20 protein-coding genes are annotated in these 20460 nt (G+C 72.7%); 12 read left to right on the top strand and 8 right to left on the bottom strand.

Annotated features, from left to right (window positions below; genetic code table 11):
• Positions 1–201: 201 nt before the first annotated feature.
• The 4 genes from OG624_RS34255 to OG624_RS34270 all read left to right on the top strand — a co-directional run bounded on the left by OG624_RS34255 (position 202) and on the right by OG624_RS34270 (position 4741).
• On the top strand, positions 202–1260 hold the full coding sequence (locus OG624_RS34255; RefSeq protein WP_371640235.1) for a LacI family DNA-binding transcriptional regulator: 1059 nt from the start codon (positions 202–204) through the stop codon (positions 1258–1260).
• 185 nt (positions 1261–1445) lie between these two features.
• Positions 1446–2639, top strand: a complete 1194-nt coding sequence (locus OG624_RS34260) for a thiolase family protein (RefSeq protein WP_266354587.1) — start codon at positions 1446–1448, stop codon at positions 2637–2639.
• 152 nt (positions 2640–2791) lie between these two features.
• Complete coding sequence (locus tag OG624_RS34265) at positions 2792–4231, top strand: aldehyde dehydrogenase family protein (RefSeq protein WP_033226460.1); 1440 nt, start codon at positions 2792–2794, stop codon at positions 4229–4231.
• Between the two features lie 102 nt (positions 4232–4333).
• Entirely contained in the window at positions 4334–4741 is a 408-nt protein-coding gene (locus OG624_RS34270) for a thioredoxin domain-containing protein (protein ID WP_161288674.1), read from the top strand.
• A 58-nt stretch (positions 4742–4799) separates the two neighbouring features.
• Here the strand turns inward: OG624_RS34270 and OG624_RS34275 are convergent, their stop codons facing one another.
• The gene (locus OG624_RS34275) at positions 4800–5009 is read right to left on the bottom strand and encodes a hypothetical protein (protein ID WP_161288676.1); all 210 of its coding nucleotides are present in this window, start codon (positions 5007–5009) and stop codon (positions 4800–4802) included.
• A gap of 145 nt (positions 5010–5154) precedes the next feature.
• Between OG624_RS34275 and OG624_RS34280 the strand changes: the two genes are divergently transcribed.
• The 6 genes from OG624_RS34280 to OG624_RS34305 all read left to right on the top strand — a co-directional run bounded on the left by OG624_RS34280 (position 5155) and on the right by OG624_RS34305 (position 11644).
• Positions 5155–5742: a TetR/AcrR family transcriptional regulator gene (locus OG624_RS34280; RefSeq protein WP_033226462.1), complete on the top strand. Its 588-nt coding sequence runs from the start codon at positions 5155–5157 to the stop codon at positions 5740–5742.
• Between the two features lie 147 nt (positions 5743–5889).
• The gene (locus tag OG624_RS34285; protein ID WP_266355093.1) at positions 5890–7317 is read left to right on the top strand and encodes a dihydrolipoyl dehydrogenase family protein; all 1428 of its coding nucleotides are present in this window, start codon (positions 5890–5892) and stop codon (positions 7315–7317) included.
• 240 nt (positions 7318–7557) lie between these two features.
• A complete protein-coding gene (locus OG624_RS34290; protein ID WP_266445086.1) occupies positions 7558–8097 on the top strand; it encodes a hypothetical protein in 540 nt (179 codons plus the stop codon).
• A 17-nt stretch (positions 8098–8114) separates the two neighbouring features.
• Positions 8115–9890, top strand: coding sequence for a hypothetical protein (locus tag OG624_RS34295; RefSeq protein WP_371640236.1), 1776 nt, complete (start codon positions 8115–8117; stop codon positions 9888–9890).
• A gap of 81 nt (positions 9891–9971) precedes the next feature.
• Positions 9972–10778 carry a hypothetical protein gene (locus OG624_RS34300; protein ID WP_371640237.1) on the top strand — a complete coding sequence of 269 codons (807 nt, stop codon included), beginning with the start codon at positions 9972–9974 and terminating at the stop codon, positions 10776–10778.
• Between the two features lie 101 nt (positions 10779–10879).
• On the top strand, positions 10880–11644 hold the full coding sequence (locus OG624_RS34305; RefSeq protein WP_161288684.1) for a metallophosphoesterase: 765 nt from the start codon (positions 10880–10882) through the stop codon (positions 11642–11644).
• On the opposite strand, the gene OG624_RS34310 is transcribed toward OG624_RS34305, so the two are convergent.
• Positions 11617–11931, bottom strand: a complete 315-nt coding sequence (locus OG624_RS34310) for a DUF2087 domain-containing protein (RefSeq protein WP_371640238.1) — start codon at positions 11929–11931, stop codon at positions 11617–11619. The genes OG624_RS34305 and OG624_RS34310 overlap by 28 nt on opposite strands.
• 165 nt (positions 11932–12096) lie before the next feature.
• On the opposite strand from OG624_RS34310, the gene OG624_RS34315 reads away from it, so the two are divergent.
• The gene (locus OG624_RS34315; RefSeq protein ID WP_371640239.1) at positions 12097–14856 is read left to right on the top strand and encodes a penicillin acylase family protein; all 2760 of its coding nucleotides are present in this window, start codon (positions 12097–12099) and stop codon (positions 14854–14856) included.
• Positions 14857–14973: 117 nt separating this feature from the next.
• Here OG624_RS34315 and OG624_RS34320 read toward each other — a convergent pair whose 3' ends face one another.
• The 6 genes from OG624_RS34320 to OG624_RS34345 all read right to left on the bottom strand — a co-directional run bounded on the left by OG624_RS34320 (position 14974) and on the right by OG624_RS34345 (position 19259).
• Positions 14974–15624: a hypothetical protein gene (locus tag OG624_RS34320; protein ID WP_033226467.1), complete on the bottom strand. Its 651-nt coding sequence runs from the start codon at positions 15622–15624 to the stop codon at positions 14974–14976.
• The gene (locus tag OG624_RS34325) at positions 15621–16055 is read right to left on the bottom strand and encodes a DUF6114 domain-containing protein (protein ID WP_202505308.1); all 435 of its coding nucleotides are present in this window, start codon (positions 16053–16055) and stop codon (positions 15621–15623) included. The genes OG624_RS34320 and OG624_RS34325 overlap by 4 nt, the downstream gene beginning before the upstream one ends.
• Positions 16046–16678 (bottom strand): DUF6230 family protein, encoded by a 633-nt coding sequence (locus tag OG624_RS34330; RefSeq protein ID WP_051763979.1) that lies wholly within the window; start codon positions 16676–16678, stop codon positions 16046–16048. Before OG624_RS34330 ends, OG624_RS34325 begins: the two co-directional genes overlap by 10 nt.
• A 107-nt stretch (positions 16679–16785) precedes the next feature.
• Complete coding sequence (locus OG624_RS34335) at positions 16786–17613, bottom strand: MerR family transcriptional regulator (protein WP_244291029.1); 828 nt, start codon at positions 17611–17613, stop codon at positions 16786–16788.
• 28 nt (positions 17614–17641) lie between these two features.
• Positions 17642–18847: a methyltransferase gene (locus OG624_RS34340; RefSeq protein WP_033226470.1), complete on the bottom strand. Its 1206-nt coding sequence runs from the start codon at positions 18845–18847 to the stop codon at positions 17642–17644.
• Positions 18848–18908: 61 nt separating this feature from the next.
• On the bottom strand, positions 18909–19259 hold the full coding sequence (locus OG624_RS34345) for a tetratricopeptide repeat protein (RefSeq protein WP_326749606.1): 351 nt from the start codon (positions 19257–19259) through the stop codon (positions 18909–18911).
• A 105-nt stretch (positions 19260–19364) separates the two neighbouring features.
• On the opposite strand from OG624_RS34345, the gene OG624_RS34350 reads away from it, so the two are divergent.
• Positions 19365–20330, top strand: a complete 966-nt coding sequence (locus OG624_RS34350) for a pirin family protein (RefSeq protein WP_371640240.1) — start codon at positions 19365–19367, stop codon at positions 20328–20330.
• The last annotated feature ends 130 nt before the right edge of the window (positions 20331–20460 follow it).

The following is a 20460-nucleotide window of genomic DNA, read 5'->3' on the forward strand; positions in this document are numbered from 1 at the left end:
GCCGCCCTGTCGCGACGGCGGGGGTGCGACGGAGCGCGACAGGGCGGCGGGCACGGCGGGGTACGGCGTCGACACATCGGACGTTGTGGGATGTGACGCCGTGGTTACACGTGTCAATGACTCGTGTAACCACTGTGTAGCATTCGTTTCCGGCCATCCGCCAGCCCTTGGGCGCAATCGGTCTGGAAAGATGCCACGGCAATGTCTCAGTCATCGAAAACGCCGAAGCCTCCCGCCCCGGCCTCCGGATCGGCCTCCGGATCGGCCACCCCGCCGCCGCCCGTTCCGACGAGCGCGGACGTGGCCCGCCTCGCCGGTGTCTCGCGCGCGACGGTCTCGTACGTGCTGAACAACGCGGAAGCGGTCCGCATCAGCGAGCCGACCCGCCGCAAGGTCCGCGAGGCCGCCGAGGAGCTCGGCTACGTCCCGCACGCCGCCGCCCGTAGTCTGCGCGCCGGCCACACCAGGATCGTGCTGCTGCCCACCTCCCACGTGCCGATCGGGCCGCTCTACAGCACCTTCCTCAACGAACTCCAATGGGCGCTGCGCCGCCTCGACTACACGGTGGTGCAGTACGGGAGCCTCGGACTCAGCGGCGACGAGGCCGTGCGGGCCTGGGCGGAACTGCGTCCGGTGGCCGTGATCTCGCTCGGCGAGATCACCCTCTCGGCGCGCAACGTCGCCACCCTCAAGCGGGCCGGAGCCCGCGCGGTGATCACCATGGGGCCCGTCGGCGTGCCCGGGGCGCACGCCCTCGTCATGGACCAGCAGGAGGTCGGAGTCCGGGCCGCCGCCCATCTCGTCGAGCGCGGGCGCGGGCGGATCGGGGTGGTCGTCCCGGAGGAGGAGGGCCTGGAGCTGTTCTCCGTGCCCCGGCTCTCGGGCGCCCGCTCGGTGCCGGGCGCCGAGGTCGTGGCCCTCCCGATGGCCTACTCCGAGGAATCCGCCGCGGATCTCGCCGCCCGCTGGCGCGGGCTCGGGCTGGACGCGGCGTTCGCGTACAACGACGAGTACGCGATGCTCCTGATGCGCGCCCTCCAGGACGAGGGACTCCGCGTCCCCGAGGACGTCGCCGTGATCGGCGCCGACGACCTGCTCATAGGGCGGCTGCTGCGGCCCCGGCTGAGCACGGTCCGCCTGGAGATGCCGACCGGCGCCCACCTGGCCTCGCTGGTGGACCACGCGGTGCGCGAGCCGTCGGAGGTCACGGAGCGGCACGACCTGATGGCGGCGGCCGCCATCCACCGGGAGTCGACCTGACCGTGCCCGGACGGCCCGGGGCGCGGGGCCGGAAGCCGGGCACCCCCTGGAGGGCCGTTGACAGGCGGTGACGTACGGACGGAGACTGCGGGCGCGCCCCACCGGGCGTGCCCGGCGGCGTGCCCCGGTGTCCACACCGACACCGACGCGCCACCGCCCGTACGGATCCGCCCAGGAGAGCCCCCATGAGCATCCGCACCGTCCGCGACGTCTACGTCGTCGACGCCGTCCGCACCCCGATCGGCAAGTTCGGCGGCGCCCTCGCCGGGGTCCGACCGGACGATCTGGCCGCGCACGTCGTGCGCGCGCTGGTGGAGCGTACGCCGGACCTCGACCCGGCCCGCATCGACGACGTCGTCTTCGGCGACGCCAACGGGGCCGGCGAGGACAACCGGGACGTGGCCCGCATGGCGGTGCTGCTGGCCGGGCTGCCGGTGAGCGTCCCCGGGGTCACCGTCAACCGGCTGTGCGGCTCCGGCCTCGAAGCCGTGATCCAGGCCGCCCGCGCCATCGCGCTCGGTGACGCCTCCGTGGCCATCGCGGGCGGCGTCGAGTCGATGAGCCGCGCCCCCTGGGTCGTGCAGAAGCCGGAGCGGGCCTTCCCGGCCGGCCATCAGCAGATGTGGTCCACCACCCTGGGCTGGCGGATGACCAACCCGCGCATGCCCGAGGAGTGGACCGGCTCGCTGGGCGAGGGCGCGGAACTCGTCGCGGACAAGCACGGCATCACCCGCGAGGCGCAGGACGCCTTCGCGCTGGAGAGCCACCGCAAGGCGGCGGCCGCCTGGTCCGCCGGGCTCTACGCCGACGAGGTCGTCCCGTACCCCGGCGCGGACCTGGTGCGGGACGAGTGCATCCGGGAGGGTTCCACGCCGGAGGCGCTGGCCCGGCTGAAGCCGGCCTTCCGGACGGACGGCACGGTCACGGCCGGCAACGCCTCCCCGCTCAACGACGGCGCCGCCGCACTGCTGTTGACCGACGAGGCGGGTCTGGCGGCCACCGGCCGGGAGCCGCTCGCCCGGATCAGCGCGTCCGCCGTCACCGGGATCGAGCCCCAACTCTTCGGTCTGGGCCCCGTCGACGCCGTCCAGCGGGCGCTCGCCAAGTCCGGCCGCGAACTCGCCGATCTGACCACCTTCGAACTGAACGAGGCTTTCGCCGCACAGGCGTTGGGCTGCCTGGCGGCCTGGCCGGAGCTCGACCCGGCCGTGGTCAACCCTCGGGGCGGCGCCATCGCGATCGGCCATCCGCTCGGCGCCTCGGGCGCCCGCCTGGCGGGTTCCGTCGCGCACCAGCTGGCGGCGGCGGGCTCCGGCACCGGCATGGCGGCCCTGTGCATCGGGGTCGGGCAGGGCATCGCCCTCGTCCTGGAGCGCTGACCCGGGCCGGTGCCACCCGGGCGTCGATCGTTTCCGGTCACCGCTCGGCGTCAACTGCCCAATAACTGAACAGATGTGGAGCCTCCGGTCTGGCACGATGGCGCGTGCTGCCGCCCCCCGCCCCGCCCATCCCCACCCGGAGGCCCCGCGCCATGCCGCTCCTCGATCCGACGCTCTGGCAGGACGGACCCACCCTCACCGGCGGCTCCGCCCCGGTCGTCGAACCCGCCACCGGCCGCACCCTCGCCACCATCGACCTCGCCGCTCCCGCCGATGTGGCGGAGGCCGCCGTACGGGCCCTCGCGGCGCAGCGGGACTGGGCGCGCACCACCCACCCGGAGCGGGCGGCCGTGCTGCGCCGCGCCGGGGACCTGTTCACCGCCCACGCCGACGAGCTGCGGGAATGGCTGGTCCGAGAGTCCGGCTCGATACCCGGCAAGGCCGACTTCGAGCTGCACGTCGCCGCGCAGGAGTGCTACGAGGCCGCCGCGCTGGCCTCCCGCCCCGCGGGGCAGGTGCTGCCGAGCGAGGCGCCGCGGTTGTCCTTCACCCGCCGGGTGCCGGCCGGCGTGGTCGGGGTCGTGGCCCCCTTCAACGCCCCGCTGATCCTGGCGATCCGCTCGGTGGCGCCGGCGCTGGCCCTCGGCAACGCGGTGCTGCTCAAGCCGGACCGGCGCACCGCCGTCTGCGGCGGGCTCGCCCTCGCCGCGGTCTTCGCCGCCGCCGGGCTGCCGGGCGGACTGCTGCAGGTCCTGCCCGGCGGCGCCGGGACGGGCGCCGCGGTGGTCGCCGACCCGCGCGTGCGCGTGGTGTCCTTCACCGGCTCCACCGCCGCCGGCCGGTCCGTCGGGGAACTGGCCGGCCGTCACCTCAAGCGCGTCCACCTGGAGTTGGGCGGAAACTCGGCCCTCGTCGTGCTCCGCGACGCCGACATCGAGTCCGCCGTGGCCCAGGCCTCCTGGGGCTCCTTCTTCCACCAGGGTCAGATCTGCATGACCGCCGGGCGGCACCTCGTGCACGCCTCGCTCTACGACGAGTACGTCGAGCGGCTCGCCGCGCGCGCCGAGGAACTGGCCGTGGGAGACCCGTACCGCGAGCGGGTCCACCTGGGCCCGCTGATCGACCGCGCCCAGCTGGACCGGGTCCACGCCCTGGTGGAGGCCAGCACCGGGCAGGGGGCCAAGCTCGTGGCCGGCGGCACGCACCGGGACCTGTTCTACCGACCGACCGTCCTGGCCGGCGTCGCCGACGACACCCCCGCCTACGCCGAGGAGGTCTTCGGCCCGGTGGCGCCCGTACGGTCCTTCGCGACGGAGGAGGAGGCGGTGGCGCTGGCTTCGGCGGGCCCCTACGGCCTCTCCCTCGGCATCGTGACCCGGGACGCGGCGCGCGGGCTCGACCTGGCCGATCGGATCCCGACCGGGATCGCCCACATCAACGACCAGACGGTCAACGACGAGGCCGTCGCCCCGTTCGGTGGAGTCGGAGCCTCCGGCACCGGTGCCCGCTTCGGCGGCGAGGCGAACCTGGACGCCTTCACGGAACTGCGCTGGACCACGGTCCGCAGCACCCCCGCCGGCCACCCGTTCTAGGCGGTGCCCGGGGAGTCCCGGCTTCGCCCCCGCACGGGCGGAATGCGGAAGGCACGACGTTCGTTCAAGGAGCAGACGGCTCAATCAGGAGGTCTGGACACCGTGGCTACAGTCGAGCTCACCAAGGAAAACTTCGACCAGACGGTCAGCGAGAACCCGTTCGTGCTGATCGACTTCTGGGCGGGCTGGTGCCGGCCGTGCCTGCAGTTCGCCCCGGTCTACGAGCGTGCCTCCGAGGCCCATCCCGACCTCGTGTTCGCCAAGGTGGACACCGAGGCGCAGCAGGAGCTGGCCGGGGCCTTCCAGATCACCTCGATCCCGACGCTGATGATCGTCCGGGACCAGGTGGCCATCTTCGCGCAGCCCGGCGCGCTGCCGGAAGCTGCTTTGACGGACCTCATCGGGCAGGCCCGGGCCCTCGACATGGACGAGGTCCGCGCGAAGATCGCCGCGGAGCAGCAGGGCTCCCAGGGCTCGGGCAGCGCGGACCCCGGTACCGCGCAGGCCTGAGGCCCGCGGTGCGAGACCTGAGATCCGCCGGGCCCGCGGGCCCGGCGGATCGGGCGCATCAGCCCGCCGGGCACACCGGCTGAGCCGGGACACGGACCGGGAGGCTCCGGCGCTCCTCGGCGGTGAACGTGCGGTTGCCGATGGTCCCGCACAGGTCGCGCTGCCACGCCCCGGGGTCGAGCGACAGGACACCGCCGGGGCCGGAGGGGTCGGCGTAGATCACCGTCGAGGCGTCCTCGGCCGCCGGCGAACGTGAGGCGCGCGCCATCACCTGCCCCGGCCGAGCCACCCGTACCAGGCCGTCCTCGCCGAAGTCTTTCTAGAAAAAAATCCAGTAATGATGGTGCTTTAGGCTGAACCCGACGAGGATCGAGGAGATCCGCCGCCGCGAGGAGACCGAGGACGCCTGCCCGATGCCGAAGCAACAACGCGGCGAAGCCACTGTCGAACAGGTCCTGGACGCGGCGCTCCGCCTCTACGCCTCGTCCGGGGAGGCCGGACTCACCCTCGGCACCATCACCGGCGCCAGCGGAGTCAGTTCCGGCAGCATCTACCACCACTTCGGCAGCCTCGACGGCGTGGTCGCCGCACTCGCGCTGCGCTCCCTGGACCAGCTCCTGAGAGAACTCGCACCGGCGCTGATGCAGGCGGCCGACGCCCGCTCCGGCATCCGGGCCGTCGTGCTCGCCTACCTGGACTTCGTACGGGACCGCCCCGACGCGGCCCGCCTCATCCACTCCGTCACCTCGGACCGTCAGGGCATGGCGAACGCACGCCAGATCCGCGATTCCCAGGAGGCCCGGCTGACGCCGATCGCCCACTGGATCCACGCGCACCAGGAATCGGGCGAACTCGCCCCCCTCTCGGCCCCCTTGATCGAGTCCCTCGCCCTGGGCCCGGTGGTCGCCGTCGTCCGGCGCTGGCTCACCGTGGGAGACGTCGACCTCGATGAAGCGGCCCGCGAACTGCCCGACCACATCTGGCGGTCGGTCGGCGCCTGACCCGGCCGCCGCCCGACGTCACCACGCCGACGCCGCCCGTCATCTCGCGCATGTCGCTCGGACCACACGTAGAGTGACGGGACATTAGCCCCTGACCGGGATTCCCATGGGTCCTGGTGGACCCTCTGGAACCCTTGGAAGGTGTCTGTGTCGGAAGCGGTGGAGTACGACGTGGTGGTCCTCGGTGGGGGACCGGCCGGTGAGAACATCGTCGACCGGACCCGCGCCGCCGGGCTGAGCACGGCGCTCGTCGAGAGCGAACTGGTGGGCGGCGAGTGCTCGTACTGGGCCTGCGTCCCCAGCAAGGCGCTGCTGCGCCCGGCGCTGGCCCGGGCCGACGCCCGCCGGGTGCCGGGTCTGGCCGGCGCCGTCCAGGGGCCCCTGGACACGGCGGCGGTGCTCGCGCACCGCAACTACTGGACCGGTGACTGGAAGGACCAGGGGCAGATCGACTGGATCGACTCGACCGGAGCCCACGTGTACCGGGGCCACGGCCGGCTCTACGGGGTCCGCAAGGTCGCCGTCACCAGCCCCGAGGGCGAGCACCACATCCTGTCGGCCCGACACGCGGTGGTCGTCGCGACCGGTACCCGGGCCGTGATCCCGGACCTCCCCGGGATCGCCGGGGCCCGCCCCTGGACCAGCCGTGAGGCGACGTCCGCGCAGGAGGCCCCCGGCCGGCTGCTGATCGTGGGCGGCTCGGTGGTGGCCGTCGAGATGGCCACCGCCTGGCAGGCCCTCGGCTCGCAGGTCACCGTCCTGGCGCGCGGCCCCGGACTGCTGCCGCGGATGGAGCCCTTCGCGGGAGAACTGGTCGCCGAGGCGCTGCGCGAGGCCGGGGCCGAGGTCCGCATCGGGGTGTCGGTGGAGGCGGTGGTCCGGGACGGCTCGACCGGTCCCGTCAGCGTGGTCCTTGAAGGCGGCGAGACGCTGGAGGGCGACGAGTTGCTGATGGCGACGGGGCGCGCGCCACGGACCGAGGACATCGGGCTGGACACCGTCGGGCTGCCCGCCGGTCGCTGGATCGACGTGGACGACACCTGCCGGGTGCCGGGGAACGACTGGCTGTACGCCGTCGGGGACGTCAATCACCGCGCGCTCCTGACCCACCAGGGCAAGTACCAGGCCCGGATCGCCGGCGCCGTGATCGCGGCCCGCGCGGCCGGTACCCCGCTGGACACCGCGCCCTGGGGCGCGCACACGCCGACCGCCGACATCCGCGCCGTTCCGCAGGCGGTCTTCACCGATCCCGAGGCCGCCGCCGTGGGTCTGACCCTGGCCGAGGCCGAACGGGCCGGGCATCGGGTGCGCGCGGTGGACTACGACATGTCCAAGGTCTCCGGCGCCGGTCTGTACGCCGACGGCTACAAGGGCCGGGCCCGCATGGTCGTCGACCTCGACCGCGAGGTCCTGCTCGGGGTGACCTTCGTCGGTCCCGGCGCCGCGGAGCTGATCCACGCGGCCACCGTCGCGGTCGTGGGCGAGGTGCCGATCCAGCGCCTGTGGCATGCGGTGCCGTCGTTCCCGACCATCAGCGAGGTCTGGCTGCGGCTGCTGGAGACCTACCGGGGGTGAGCACGGGCCCCCGAGGGGCCTGGACACGGCCCGGCCGCGCCGCACGGCGCAGCCGGGCCGTTCTGTTGCCCTGTGTCCTCCGTTGGGCCGTGCCGGTCTCCGGATCGGCCTTTCCCGCAACGGAATTGAGCAGCCGTCAGGGTCGTGACGATGGCGTGAAGTAGGCGTGCAACCTTGATCGAAATTAGGTTAGCCTTACCTCAATTGTTGTGACTTCCGTGCCCGAAAGGTGTCCCAGTGATGCGTGCTGCCTCCCTGCCCCGTTCCGCCGCCCGCGCGGCCGTCGCCGCCTCCGCCGCCGTCGCACTCGCCGTCGGCGCGGCCGGCTCCGCCTCGGCCGCCACCTCGACGCGTACGGTCACCGACGGCGCGACCACCTTCGACCTCAGCCTCACCGCGCCCTCCGCCGCCGCCGCGACCGGTCGGAACGTCACGGTCTCGGGCAGCGGATACAACACCGCCAAGGGCATCTACGTGAGCCTCTGCGCCGTCAGCGGCGCACCCGGCGCGAGCAAGCCCACCCCGTGTCTGGGCGGTTCGGACCAGTCGGGCACCACCGGCGCCTCGCACTGGGTCAACAACACCTTCGGCGGGACCCTGGCCAACACCTCCAAGTTCGGTACGGGCGGCACCTTCAGCGTGACCATCCACGTGAAGGCCGACCTCGGCGGCGGCCAGATCTGCGGCGAGACCGTCGAATGCGCCATCGTCACGCGCGCGGACCACTTCAACTCCTCGAACCGCAAGTACGACGTCCACGTCCCGGTGACCTTCAACTAGGCCGTCTCCTGCCGCCCTTGCCCCCCGACCGCCCCGTCGACGAGGAAGCCATGACACCCCGACACCCCCTCACCCCCGGTCGCGCCGGCGCCGCGTCCGCCGCGCTGGCGCTCGTACTGGCCTCGGCCGCCACCGGAAGTCCCGTATCGGCAGCCGGGGGCGAGGGGGCCGACGTACCGCGGAGCACCGTGTACCGGTCGGTGGCGCAGTTCACCACGGCGGGCAAACCCCGTGACCTGCTGCTGCACCCGGACTCGAAGAAGCTGTACGTCGGTTCGGACGACCTGCCCGATACCGCCGACGTCAACGAGAGCGGGCTGCACGTCCTGGACCCCGCGGACGGCAAGGTGCGCAGCACCGTCGGCCAGGCACCCGGGCCCACCGGCACGCTCGGCCGGCGATCGGTGCGGCAGCTCCTCGCGCCGCTGCCCGGGGACGGGGCGGTCTTCCTCTATCCGCTGCGCGGCATCGGTACCGCCAAGGACGGCGACGCCGCCGCGGCGGGCGCGTGGGTGCCGGGTGCGGCCGTCACCCACGCCAGCGCCGGGCTCACCCCCTCGACGGTGCTGGTCGCGCAAGGGCCCGTGCTGTCGGAGGTCGACATCGCCACGGCGGCCGTGAAGCGCACCGTCACGCTGGAGGGCGGCGACGGGTTCGCGGTCGACGCGGCGCGCGGCACGGTGTGGTTCACGGACCTCGCCCACCGGCGGATGTACCGGATCGACGCCGCTTCCTTCCAGATCACCGCGAGCGTGGAACTCCCGGCCGGGGAGGGGTTCGGCGGGTTCACGGAGGTGGATCCCGAGACCGGTGCGGTGTGGGTCGGGCTGGACTCCTCCGTCGTCGTCCACGACGCGACGGGCAAGCGGCTGGGCACCGTCCGGGGCGCGGGCGGCGACATGCCCCGCGCGGCGGTCTTCGACGCCACCACGCACCAGGCGTTCGTCGTGTGGCAGGACGCGGGGGACGGCTCGCAGCCGGGCAGCGACAACGACGGAACGCTCACCGTCCACCGCACCCGTGACCTCCAGGAGGTCGTGAAGCCGGTCGTACTCCCGGGCCTCCACGTGCAGTTGGGCGGCGCGGCCGTCGCCGTCGAGCCCGGTGGCGCGAGCGTCTTCGTATCGGACCCGGTGGCCGGCCGGATCACCCGGCTGGAGCGGGCCACCTCCCCGCGGGTCACCCGGAGCCCGGCGGACCGCTCGGTCACGGCCGGGACCGAGGTCTCGCTGACGGCGGAGGCCGAGGGGGTTCCCCGACCCACCGTCGTCTGGCAGGTCAGTACGGACGCGGGCCGGACCTGGCAGGCCGTCGCAGGCGCCACCTCGCCGACCTACACCTTCACGGCGGCGCTCTCCGACAACGGCCGCCGCTACCGGGCGGAGTTCGGCAACGACGCCGGTGTGGGCCGAACCGCCGCGGCCACCCTCACCGTCACCATCCCGGACCCGACCACGGGTGGCAGCGGCGGCGGCCCCTCCACGACCGGGGGGACCGGAAGCACCGACGGTACGGGCTCCGGCTCCAGCGGCTCCACCGGTTCCACCGGGAGTACGACGGGCGGCTCCGACGGCGTTTCCGAGGCCGGCTCCGGCGGGACTTCAGGTACCCCCGGCAGTGTCGGCGGGGCTTCGACCGGCGCCACGGTCGGCGGCGGCAACCACACCACGCCCAGCGGCGGCGCGCTCGCCTCCACCGGAGCCACGGTGGCCACCCTCGCCGGGAGCGCCTTCCTCCTCACGGCGGCCGGCTGGGTCCTGCTGCGCCGCACCCGGCCGCGCAGCACCGGCTGAGAGCCGGCGCCAGGCCTACGCGGTCCGCCGGATACGACACCCGGCCGCGACGGTGGCCCGACGGCCCCGTAGCCTCCGCATGTGAGCCACAGCCGCCGCCGGACCGAGTGTCCCCACCCCGCCGAGCTCCCTTCCGCGGACGCCTTGCTGGAGACCACGGACTGGGGGTCGCTGGCCACGCCGTGCGGGACGGGTGAAGCCCTGCCCGCGGCGCTCACGCGTCTCACCGACCCGGACCCGGCGGTCAGGGAGTCCGCACTCCCGGATGCCCTGTGGGCGGTGACGCACCAGAACAGCATCTACGAGGCGACCGTTCCGGTGGCGCTCTACGTCGCGGCGATCCTCGACCGTCCGGCCGTCGCGACGGACCGTCCCGGTCGCGACGGCGAGACACCCCGGACGGGCCCGACTCTCGTCCGGCTGCTCGACTGGCTCGGTGACACCGCCTATGACGCCGACGACGAGTGCGTCGCCTTGGGCGGAGGCGATCACGTCGAGGAATTCCTCGACGAATGCCCGGAGATGCGTGCGTTTCGGGACGCACGGCCGGCCCTCTTCTCGGCCGTTCGTACCCATCTCGGTCACGACCGCGCCGACGTACGCCACGCGGCGCTGGTCGCGGCCATTCCTCTCATCGAGCACCCCGCCCTCATCGAGCACCGGGCCGATCTGGCCGATCACGCCCGGCGCCTGCTGGCCACCAGCACCGAACGGCGCCACCGGGACCGCGTCTTCGACGGGTTGAGGGCCTGGGGGCACGACATCAGCGGCCTGGAGAACGCGTCCGACATCGCGGTCCGCGAGCACTACGCACGTCTCAGGGCCGCACGGGCGTCGTGGAGCGCCGGCGGGCCGGGCGGGGGCTACAGCGAAGACCCGCCGTTCTGACGCGTCCTCCGGGCCCGCCTTCACCGCGTACGCACGGGCGTGACCTGTTGAATGGGGTGTCCACCCCCCTCTCTTGACCGGAGACGAAGGAGACCCCGCACGTGATCGTGATCGCACACCTCAGCGACGTCCATCTCGACGGCGGCCGGCGCGCGGCCGAGCGCACCCGCGCCGTCATGGAGTATCTCGACGGCCTTCCGTACGACGTGGACGCCGTGCTCGTGAGCGGGGACATAGCCGACCACGCGGCGGACGCCGAGTACGAGGAAGCCGCGAAGCTGCTGCGCTCGCGCCACCCGCTGGTCGTCTGCCCCGGCAACCACGACGAGCGGGCCGCCTTCCGCCGCGGCCTGCTGGGGGAGGGGTCCCCCTCCACCGAGCCCGTCGACCAGGTGCTGCGCGGCGAGGGCTTCGTCCTCGCCGTCTGCGACTCGTCCGTGCCCGGCGAGGACCACGGATTCCTGGAGGAATCCACCCTGGCCTGGTTGGACGGCGTACTGACCGACACCCCGCAGGCGATCCCGGTCCTGGTCGCCTTCCATCACCCGCCGGTGCCGCTGCACACCCCGTACGTGGACGAGATCCGCCAGTTCGGGGAGGAGCGGCTCGCCGCCCTCGCCGAGCGCCACCCGCACCTGACCGCATTCCTGTGCGGGCACGCGCACACCGCCGCGGCCACCACATTCGCCGGCCGGCCCGTGCTGGTCGCGCCTGGGGTCGTCTCCACGCTCCGGCTGCCGTGGGAGCCGCGGACCGGGTCCGACGAGCACGTGCACCTCGACGAGCCGCCGGCCGTCGCCTTCCACGTGATCGGTGACGACGGCCGACTGACGACCCACTACAGGGTGGTCGCCGCCCGCCGATAGGCACGGCCGTCACGGGTCCGCACGAGCCGGCCCGAGGTGATCAGATACCGGCGCAACGCCGCGCAGTCCTCGTGAACGGTGCGCAGGGCGTCGTTCACCTCGGGCTCCGTGTACTCGCGGTCCGCCGCGAAGAGGGTATCCGTGAGGTGGGCGAGCAACTGCTCGCGCCGGGCGACCTTGCGGGGGATCACGGTGAGCCGGCCGCCGGAGAAGAGGTCGGAGACGTCCCGGCGGGGCGGACGCGGGGCGGTGGACGATGACGGTCGATGTTCGGGGCTGTGGGACATGTCGGCGAGCTTCGCCCGCCGGCGCGTGTGAGGGCAACGCATTTTCCGCACCCCGGGCGAACGGTCCCACCCACGACAAAAAGTGACGGTCGCTCATCTTACTGAGTGGTAGTCCCGCCAGTACCCTCCCCGTGACCGGTTCCTTGCCCCCACGGAGGAGCACGTATGCGACGTCCCACCGCTCGCCTGCGAACCGCCGTCGCCGCCGGGCTGATCGCCCTCGGCGCCGCCCTGATCTCCCCCCTCGCCCCCGCGGTCGCGGCCACCACCGCCGACGACCCGATACCGCTCCCGATCGCCGACCACTGCGGCGGCCGGTGCTCCGACATCCTGCCGCCCGGCCAGAACGGCAACGCGACACTCGCCCAGATCCTCCTGCACAAGGCCTTCGGCACCATGCCCGCCCACGCCTCCGACCAACTGGCCCGCTACGACTCCCTCGTGGCCGGATACCCCGGGCTCACCGACGCCAAGGTCAACGACTTCTTCAACGACGCGGCCTTCGGGGTCCCCGCCGACCAGGTCGAGTCGACCACCAGCCCGCGCCCCGACGTCACCATCACCCGTGACAAGAAGACCGGCGTCCCCCACATCAAGGGCACCACCCGCTACGGCACCTCCTTCGGCGCGGGCTACGCCGCCGCCCAGGACCGCCTCTGGCAGATGGACCTCTTCCGACACGTCGGCCGCGGGGACCTGACCCCCTTCGCCGGCGGCGCCCTCGCCAACCAGGGCCTGGAGCAGCAGTTCTGGCCGCAGGCCCCGTACACCGAGGCCGACCTCCAAGCCCAGGTGGACCGCATCCGCACCACCGATGGCGAGCGCGGGCGCCTCGCCATGGAGGACGCCCAGGCGTACGTGGACGGCATCAACCTCTACCGCACCCAGTCCAAGAACGGCCGCTACTTCCCCGGCGAGTACGTCCTCACCGGGCACATCGACTCGATCACCAACGCCGGTGAGATCCACCCCTTCAAGATCACCGACCTGATCGCCCTCGCCTCCGTCGTCGGCGGCCTCTTCGGTGGCGGCGGAGGAGGCGAGGTCCAGGCAGCGCTGTCCCTGCTGGCCGCCCAACAGAGGTACGGCCTGGAGGAGGGCACCCGGGTCTGGGAGTCCTTCCGACAGCGCAACGACCCCGAGACCGTGCTCACCGTCCACGACGGCACGAGCTTCCCGTACGCCCAGAAGCCCGCGAACCCGCAGGGCACAGCCCTCCCGGACGCCGGATCGGTCGTCGCCGAGCCGCTCGTGTACGACCGCAGCGGCGCGGCGACCGCCCCGGAGGCCGCCGACCCGCCGAGGCCCGTCAAACAGAGCACGTCCAACGCCCTGCTCGTCTCCGGCGCCCACACCGCGAGCGGCCACCCGGTGGCCGTGTTCGGCCCGCAGACCGGCTACCTCGCCCCCCAACTCCTCATGCTCCAGGAGCTCCAGGGTCCCGGCATCAGCGCCCGCGGCGCCTCCTTCGCCGGCGTCAGCATGTACGTCCAGCTCGGCCGCGGCCAGGACTACGCGTGGAGCGCCACCTCCGCCGGACAGGACATCACCGACACCTTCGCCGTGGAGCTGTGCGAACCGGGCGGGCAGCCCCCCACCCAGGCCGGCACGCACTACCTCTACCGCGGCACCTGCACACCCATGGAGAAACTGGAGCGCACCAACACCTGGAAGAAGTCCGTCGCCGACCCGACACCCGACGGCTCCTACCGCATGCAGGTGTGGCGCACGCACTACGGCATCGTCACCCACCGGGCCACCGTCGCCGGCAAGCCCGTCGCGTACACGGCGCTGCGCTCCACCTACCGCCACGAGGCCGACTCGATCATCGGCTTCCAGATGCTGAACGACCCCTCCTACGTCAAGGACGCCCACACCTTCCAGCAGGCCGCCGAGCACATCGGCTACGCCTTCAACTGGTTCTACGCCGACTCGCGCGAAGCGGCGTACTACAACAGCGGTGCGAACCCGGTCCGGGCAGCCGGAGTCGACGCCGCCCTGCCCGTGCACGCCCGGCAGCAGTACGAGTGGCAGGGCTTCGACCCGGCCGCCAACACCGCGGCCTACACCCCGCCCGCCGAACACCCGCGGTCCATCGGGCAGGACTACTACATCAGTTGGAACAACAAGCAGGCCAAGGACTACGGGGCGGCCGGCTTCGGGATGGGCGCCGTGCACCGCGGCGACCTCCTCGACCGCCGCGTCAAGGCGCTGGTGGCGGCGGGCGGGGTGACCCGGGCCAAGCTGACCCAGGCCATGGCCGAGGCCGCGGTCACCGACCTGCGCGCCGAGAACCTGCTGCCCGAGCTGCTCGCCGTCCTGCGCAGCGCGCCCGTCACCGATCCGGCGGTGAGCGCGGCGATCGACAAGCTGGCCGCCTGGCAGGCGAGCGGTGCCCAGCGCAAGGAGACCGCCCGGGGGTCGCGGACGTACGCGCACGCGGACGCCGTCCGGATCATGGACGCCTGGTGGCCGCTGCTGATCGAGGCGGAGTTCAGGCCCGGCCTCGGGGCCCCGCTCTACGACGCCCTGCGCGCCTCACTGACGGTCGACGAGGCGCCCAACGCCGGGCACGGGCCCACCGGTTCGCACGCCGGGTCGGCCTTCCAGTACGGCTGGTGGAGCTACGCCGACGAGGACCTGCGCATGGTGCTGGGACGGCCGGTGGTCGATCCGCCGTCCCAGGTCCACTGCGGGGGCGGCTCGCTGCCCGCGTGCCGGGAGGTCGTGGCCGCGACGCTGAAGCAGGCGGCCGCCGCTACCCCCGCGGCCGTGTACCCGGCCGACGGGACCTGCGCCGCCGGCAACCAGTGGTGCGCCGACTCGATCGTCCAGCGCCCGGTCGGCGGGCTCACCCACCCGCAGATCAACTGGCAGAACCGGCCCACCTACCAGCAGGTGACGGAGTTCGCCACGCACCGCTGAACGCACGAGGGGCGCGAGACGCACGAGGGCCCGTCCGTTCCCGGAACGCTCCGGGAACGGACGGGCCGGGGGTCGATCAGGCCGGGGCTCGATCGAGCCGCGGGTCGATCGGGAGGGTCAGGGACCGACGGTGATCTGCTGCGCCGGGTCGGTGGTGTCGGTCACCTTGTAGACCGCGTTGAAGATGGACGTGGTCGCGCTCGTCGGGCAGCCGAACCCGCCGGTGACCGTGACCGGTACGGAGACGTTCGTGAAGGTCAGGGTCGACGGAGACCCGTTCGCCCAGGTACCGCCGGCGTTCGCCGGAGCGGTGGGGGCGGCGGTGACCGTACAGGAGGCGAGCCCGCTCGTCTGGACCACCAGACCGCCGACCGGCAGGCCCATGGTGGCGGTGACCGGGGCGCCGTTCTGCATCGACACCGACCAGGCACCGCTGGTGGTGACGGTGGGCGTCACTCCCCACATGCTGGACGTGCACGAGCTGTACGTCGGCGCCGAGATCGGTGAGGACACCGGCCCGGCCGGGTTGCTGTTGCCGGGGGCTCCCGGCACGCTGCCGGTGGCGACGGAGGCCGTACAGGTGATGGTCACCGAACCGGCCTTGAAGGTGGCCTTCCCACTGAGGGTGGCCTGGAACGCGTGCCCGGCCGGGGTGACGGTGGTCGACCCGGCCAGCGGTAAGGGGGCGGCGGAGGCGGTGACCGAGGCGAGCGTGATGGCTCCGGCGACGGCCGTCCCGAGGGCGAGCGCGGTGCGCGTACGGCTCATGGCTGTGCTCCTTGGGGATCGTGGTGCGGGGTGGGGGGAGGGGGTGCGGCCACGGCGGACTCCGCCTTCCCGGCACCGCGGGCGTACGGCTGCCAGGCGAACATCAGGCCGCCGCCGAGGATGCCGAGGAGCGTGCCGATCAGGAACCCGCCGAGGTTCGACAGGACCAGAGCGGCGGTGGCGATCAGGGTGGTGAGGACACCCGCGAGGGAACGCTGTGGGGGAGCGAACCAGGCGGTGAGCCCGAGCACGATCATCACGATGCCCATCAGGACGGACGGGATACCCGCCACCCCCTGCTGGAGCATGATCTTCAGCGGTGCCAGCGGCAGGACACAGATCCATGACCCGGCCAGGATCGCGAACAGCCCGCCCCAGAAAGGTCTGCTGCGCCGCCACCGCTGCCAGCGCCGCCGTAGGTTCAGAAGCATTCCTTCTTGCCCTTGCTGACGTTCATGCTGAGCCCGGAGAGCTTGAAGGTGCCGGCGTTCGTCGCCCACGCCGTCTGCTGGAGGCCGGTGATGCTGACCGTGTCGGCCTGTTGGGCGAAGAGGTCCTGCATCCCCTGCGCCTCGGCCGGACCCTTGTCGAGCGTGGACGCGTCGCGCCCGATCTCGATGTTGCTGAAGACGGCGTCGCCCGAGAGCTGGGTGGCGTCGACGAAGAGGTTGGTCGCCTCGACCGGTGACTTGTTCCCGGCGGTGAGGTTGAGCGAGATGTCCCCGATCATCGGGAGCGAGGTGACCACGGACTGGCAGAGGCTGTGGAGCTTGGCCTCCCGGATGGCGGTGACGGCCACCGGGATCAGCTCCTGGCGGGCGTTGACGTCCACGCTGCCGTACTGGGCGAAGCCCTCGCCCTCCAGGCTGCTCGCCGACACCTTGAACTGCTGTCCCGACACGGCGAACGAGGCGGCGAGCACGCCCTGCGCGAGGGCGATGCCGAGGCCGGCGGTCACGGCGACGGCGGGGACGGTCAGGACGGCGAACCGGCGCCAGCGGACGCGGCCGGAAGCATCGTCGGACGGGTCGGATAAATGGGGAGAACCGGTCATGAGAACGTCCCTTATTTCGGCTGTGCACCGTTGTTACCGACGAGTTGAATGTAAGAGTGCCAATGGGGGTTGGCAAGGTTGTGCGAGTGCACCCTTTGAGCCGACTCCTACTGCTCCGTACGCAGGAGTTCGGCGACCTCCGCATCCACCCGCCGGGCCATCGCCCGCGCGAACTCCGAGGTCACCACCTCGCCGGCCACCGGCCGCAGGGCGGCCACCGCGGCCGTGATGTGCTGAAGTTGCGTGGCCGAAAGCCGTTCCAGGCCCGCCAAGCCTTCCGGGCCCGCCGCGTCGACGACATAGCGCCGGAACAGCCCCACGAACCGGTCCGCGACCGCCGCGGCCTGCGCCTGTACGAACTCCCCGGCATCCAGGATCTCCGCGAGCGGCACGCCTTGGCGCACCAGCGTCAGCGTGGCCTCCAGCAGCCGGCGGTTCGGGTAGGTGACCAGGTCCCCGTCGATCGTCACGTAGCCGAGCTCGGCCGCCCGCCGGGTGTCCTCGGCGGTCGCGGTCGGGCCGAACAGCTCCCGCAACTCGCGCCGGGACAGCGTCACCGGCTCCTCCTGGACCCAGTCGCGGGTCATCTCCCGTTCCAGGCCGAGCAGTTGGGACAGGCCGCCGCCTTCCTCCCAGGCCTGCAGCAGCTCGGCGATGCCGTTGACCGTGTAGCCGCGGCCCAGCAGATCGCTGATCAGGCGCAGCCGGGTCAGGTGATCGTCGGAGTACCAGGCGATCCGGCCCTCCCGGCGCGGCGGCGGCAGCAGCCCGCGCTCCTGGTAGTAGCGCAGGTTGCGCACCTTGACGCCGGCCGCCCGGGCCACGTCCTCGCGGCGGTAGCGCCCGCCACCGCCGCCCGTGCCACCGCCGCCCGTGTCGCGGCCGCCCGTGTCGCCGCTCGCGCCGCCGTTCCCGTTCTCCACCTGGCTGCTCACGCGCCAGAGTGTAGGACGTACCGGCAGGTCACATGGCTCGCGGGCGATCCTGCTTGACCGCGCGCAGGACCACGAACTTCGGCTCGCTCGCGACGACTTCACTGTTGCCGAAGAGCCGGCGCAGGTGGGTGTGGTAGCCCATGTGCCGGTTGGCGACGATCCACAGTTCGCCGCCCGGGCGCAGCACCTTGCGCGACTGCGCGAACATCCGCAGCGCCGTCGCGTCCGTCGTGGCCTGGTGCGAGTGGAAGGGCGGGTTGCTCAGCACCAGATCGACGGAGCCGGGGGAGAGCATCGCGACGCCGTCGCCGACGTGGAACTCGGCGGTGCGCCGACCCTCGCGGATGTTCGCCCGGTAGGTCTCCCGCGCCGAGGCGACCGCCTGGTAGGACTCGTCGGTGAACACGACCTCCGCATCCAGGTCGTGGGCCTGGACGGCCGTGCCGACGACGCCGTTGCCGCAGCCCAGGTCCACGACGCGGGCACCGTCGGTGTTGGTCGGCAGGTTCTGCAGGAAGAAGCGGGTGCCGACGTCGAGCCGGTCGGCACAGAAGATCCCGGCGTGGTTGACGACGGACAGGCCGGAGGCGGATCCGGCGTCCTCGTCCACCGTGTACGTCAGCGGCCACGGTCCGGCGGAGGTGGGGCGGGTCGCGCCGGGGGTGCCCGGCGTGCAGAAGATCAGCCGCGCCTTCTTCTCCGCGAGCGAGGTCTTCGTCGGGCCGAGGATCTTCTCGAACAGGCGCAGCGTGGAGGTGTGGATCTCCTTGACCATGCCGGTGCCGACGACGACGGTGCCCGCGTGGACGTGCGGCGCCAGCCGGTACAGCTGGTCCTCCAGCAGCGCCAGGCTCTTGGGCACGCGCACCAGCAGGACGTCGATCCGCTCGGGCGGCGGGTCCTGGGTGGTGAGCAGGGTCACCGTCGACTTGGCCGTTCCGATGCCGGCCCGGTCCAGGTTCGCGGCGGTGGCGGCGCGGGTGAGGGCGGAGTCGGTGATCTGCGTCGGGCGGTGCGCGGCGAGCGCCGTCGTCAGCGTCCCCCAGCGGTCCCCGAGCACGGTGATCCGGCCGGCGGCGGCGGCCAGGTCCACCGGTCCCCGCTCACCGGTACCGGAGTCGAGGTGGCGCAGCAGGTACTCGTCCGCGGCGTCCCAGGCACGGAGCCGGTCGCGCGGGTCCTCGGGGAAGCGGGTGAGCTCGTAGGAGCCGAAGGGTGTGGTGAGGCGGTTCATATGGGCCCCAGGCTATCCGAGCCGGAGGCCCGACCCCGCATGAGCGGGGCCGGGCGGCGCGCTACTCGGGGAACTCGCCGGCCATGGCGGCCGCCATCCGCAGGTACGGACGGGCCTCGGCGGCCCGCCCCAGCCGCTCCAGGGTGCGACCGAGCATCAGCTGTGCGTAGTCCTCGACCGGCCAGCGCTCCAGGATGGCGCGCAGCTCGCGCTCGGCGCGGGAGAGCTGGGCGGAGTGGTAGTAGGCGCGGGCCAGCAGCAGCCGGGGCGCCAGTTGCTCGGGGGCCTCGGCCGCCAGCGTCTCCAGGATGCGGGCGGCCGTCGCGTACTCCTTCGCGTCGAAGAAGAGCTGGGCGCGCGCCCAGCGCTCGGCCGCCGTCCCGTGCTCGAAGTACGTCGTCGGCGCGTTCATCGCGTCCCTTCCGCCGTTCAGGTGGTCTGTCCGCTGCCTCCAACACGCCGTGGTCGTGGAACATTCCGCTCTCCACCGCCACCTCCCCGGGGCTAGGTTGTCCACATGAGCAATCTCGATCGCCAGCCCGCTCTTTCCGCCTGCGGCGGCCGTGGCTTCGTCGTGGCCGAACCGGTGCGCGAGCTCCTCAGCCCGCGCACGGTCAAGCTCGGGGAGTCCACCGAGGTCCGCCGACTCCTGCCGAACCTGGGCCGCCGCATGGTGGGCGCCTGGTGCTTCGTGGACCACTACGGCCCGGACGACATCGCCGACGAGCCCGGCATGCAGGTCGCACCGCACCCGCACTCCGGGCTCCAGACGGTGAGCTGGCTGCACGAGGGAGAGGTGCTGCACCGCGACAGCGTCGGCAGCCTGGAGACGATCCGCCCCCGGGAACTGGGCCTGATGACCTCCGGCCGCGGCATCAGCCACTCGGAGGAGAGCCCCCGCCCGCACGCCCGCTTCCTGCACGGCGCCCAGCTGTGGGTGGCCCTGCCGGACGCCCACCGCGACGTGGAACCGCACTTCCAGCACCATGGCGACCTCCCGACGGTCACGGCCCCGGGGCTGACGGCGACGGTCATCCTGGGCACCCTGGACACGGCGACCTCGCCGGGCTCGGCGTACAGCCCGATCGTGGGCGCGGACCTGACCCTGGCGGCGGGCACGGAAACCCGCCTCCCGCTGGACCCGGACTTCGAGTACGCGGTCCTGTCGATGTCGGGCGAGGCCCACGTGGACGACGTCCCGGTCCTCCCGGGCTCGATGCTCTACCTCGGCTGCGGCCGCACGGAACTCCCCCTGCGGGCGACCTCGGACGCGAGCCTGATGCTCCTGGGCGGAGAGCCGTTCGAGGAGGAGATCGTGATGTTCTGGAACTGGATCGGACGGTCACACGATGATATCGTGCAGGCCCGCGAGGACTGGATGAATGGGTCCCGATTCGGCGAGGTCAAGGGCTACGACGGCCCTCCGATTCCGGCCCCCGAGCTCCCGCCGACGCACCTGAAAGCCAGGGGAAGGGTGCGTTGACCTGCCATTTCATTCCGCCCCCCGGCCGGGCGCAGCGCGCGTGGCACCCTTTCCGCTTCTTGTTGCCGAAGAGGGGTCGTCGGACATTGTCCGACGGCCTTCGGGGTGCGCGATCGAGTCTCAGGTGTTG

Source organism: Streptomyces virginiae (assembly GCF_041432505.1).
Taxonomy (GTDB): domain Bacteria; phylum Actinomycetota; class Actinomycetes; order Streptomycetales; family Streptomycetaceae; genus Streptomyces; species Streptomyces virginiae_A.